Consider the following 2,215-nt stretch of genomic DNA (forward strand, 5'->3'; position numbering starts at 1 on the left):
CAAGCTGTTCCAATTCGCGGGCAACTTCTTCATTCGGGGCCAGCCAGCCCTCTTCAAGGATGTCGGCGTCGCAATCCCGGCAGAACCAGAACGGGTCGTTGTCTGACGGTATGCAGCCAAGGAGCCGAATCTCATCGCGGTCTAGTTGCTCGAAGAAATCGCCGCCTGTCATTGGCATTCCCATGACGTAGATGCCGAACCGGCTACCGCCGCATGCCGGACACTTGTCGGGCGGTTGGGCTTCGACCTCTTCTTCCCACTCGTCTTCTAAGGCCTGTTCGTCAGTCGACATCCACAACCTCCTTGTTGATCGTCTCCACGAAGCCGTTGATTGCCTCGTCATCGTCGGGGTCGAACGGTTGGGCGACCACCAGGACCATCTCGACCTGCCAGGTGTGCTCACACCCACCGCAGGCAAAGAACGGGTTCCGGGCAATGACCCGACCCGAGTCGTCCCTCTCGTAATCGAAGGTGAACGACGGCCCAGTGTCAACTGAACCGCATTGCGGGCATTTCCTGTCCATGACTGCCTCCTCATCGTTCCTGGCGTTGCCACCGATGCCGCACAGCGGCCGGTTGGCGGACCGTCACAGGGCCAGGCCCCTCAGATCCTCTGGATGATTCACCCCCATTATCCCACGAGGGTGTGACAGTTCGACTGCGCCTAGTCCTCGTCGTCCCCAATCTGACCAAGGTCCGAGAACATTCCGGAAACGCGATCAGAGCGTCAGGGCCGAAATTAGGTCACCTATTGTCTGACCATGCCCAACCTCTTGATCCTGACCTGGAACCCCGACAGGTTCCAGATGGACTGGGTGCAGGAATCCCAAAGGATGGCCCAGGGCTCGTCAGGCTCGGCCACGTGGTCCGTGGGCAGCCGCCGCGGCGGGATCGCCCCTGGAGACCGGTTATTCCTCCTCCGACAGTGCCGGGACCGAGGCATCATCGCGAGCGGCGCCGCCACCAGCACCGCCTACGAGGGTCCGCATTGGGATGACGAACGCGCCGACACCGCGTGGTATGTCGACGTCAACTGGCAGAAGCATGTCGGGATCGAGGACCGACTGACGATCAAGAAGCTCCAAGGGATCGCACCAGACACGCACTGGACCCCGTTCGCCTCGGGGACGCGGGTTCGCGAACCAGATGCGTCGCGCGTGTGGCAAGCCTGGCTCTCACATCACGATCACGTGGACTCGAGAGGCAAAGGCAAGAAGAAACCGATCACCGTCAGGAAACCGAGGCACTTCCTCTACCCGATTACCGATAACAGCGAGTACTTCATAGGCGGGGATGAGAGAACCGATCTCACCGCCTTTCTCCATTTGGCGTCAGCCGGGAAAATGACCACCTGGCGACTTGCGACGAATTTCCGCCGCCTGCAGGGCAGTGACTGGATCTGGGCCTACTTCGGAATGCCTGATGGCGTTGTCCGAGCTGTCGGCCGAGTCGTGGGCGAACCCTTCTGGGACTCGACCTTGGAGGAGTGGGCCTGCCGGATCAGATGGGACAAGAGTCTCTGCGGGGAACTAGCCCGACACCCAATCCCCTACTCGGCCTTTGAACAGCGGATTTGGTCTGCTCCCACAGGAGCCAACGACCGAACTCACAAGGTGCTCACAAGTTGGTTGAACAACACAAGATCACCGGACGTCAAGGCGATCGACCGCGAGGTCGAGATGGTGCGCAGGATGGTGAAGACTCGGCAGGGGCAGTCGACCTTTCGTAAAGACCTGATGCACCACCAAGGCGGTAAATGTGCGGTCACCGGCTGCGTCGAACAGAGCGCCCTCGAGGCGGCCCACGTCAGAGGCGTGAGCGAAGACGGCCTGCACTCGATCCGGAACGGGCTTCTCTTGCGCGCTGACATCCATTCGCTCTTCGACAACGGCCTGCTTACCATCGACGATGGCTTCATAGTTCGGATCAACTCAACTGTCATTGACCAGCAATACCGACGCCTTGACGGAACCCGCCTTGACGACCTTGCCAAACTCAGCCGAAGGCAGCTTGCGCCACCCATGAAGACCCTTCGCTGGCACCGCCAGGCCCGCGGCGAAGAGTAGATCTCTACACAATCCGCGATAGACGGTGAGAACACGCAGTTCTGCCGCGCCCCGACACAGCCAAACCCCCACCAAAGCTCGATCCCAACGGGCCAAAGCAGCCTCACCGGTAACCTTCACAGCGAGGAAGACCATTACCGGCAGTAACG

3 protein-coding genes and 1 riboswitch are annotated in these 2,215 nt (G+C 60.5%); of the genes, 1 reads left to right on the forward strand and 2 read right to left on the reverse strand.

The window, feature by feature from the left end; translation table 11 throughout:
• Together OSA81_13685 and OSA81_13690 are read right to left on the reverse strand one after the other, a co-directional pair.
• A partial coding sequence (locus tag OSA81_13685; GenBank protein ID MDE0900053.1) for a hypothetical protein occupies positions 1 to 292 on the reverse strand: 292 nt, incomplete at its 3' end.
• Positions 282 to 524, reverse strand: coding sequence for a hypothetical protein (locus tag OSA81_13690; protein ID MDE0900054.1), 243 nt, complete (start codon positions 522 to 524; stop codon positions 282 to 284). The genes OSA81_13685 and OSA81_13690, both read right to left, overlap by 11 nt.
• Positions 525 to 531: 7 nt before the next feature.
• A riboswitch (SAM riboswitch) is annotated at positions 532 to 624 on the reverse strand.
• Positions 625 to 761: 137 nt separating this feature from the next.
• On the opposite strand from OSA81_13690, the gene OSA81_13695 reads away from it, so the two are divergent.
• A complete protein-coding gene (locus OSA81_13695; protein MDE0900055.1) occupies positions 762 to 2,066 on the forward strand; it encodes an HNH endonuclease in 1,305 nt (434 codons plus the stop codon).
• Positions 2,067 to 2,215: the final 149 nt, after the last annotated feature.

This window comes from Longimicrobiales bacterium (assembly GCA_028823235.1).
GTDB lineage: Bacteria > Gemmatimonadota > Gemmatimonadetes > Longimicrobiales > Gaopeijiaceae > UBA2589.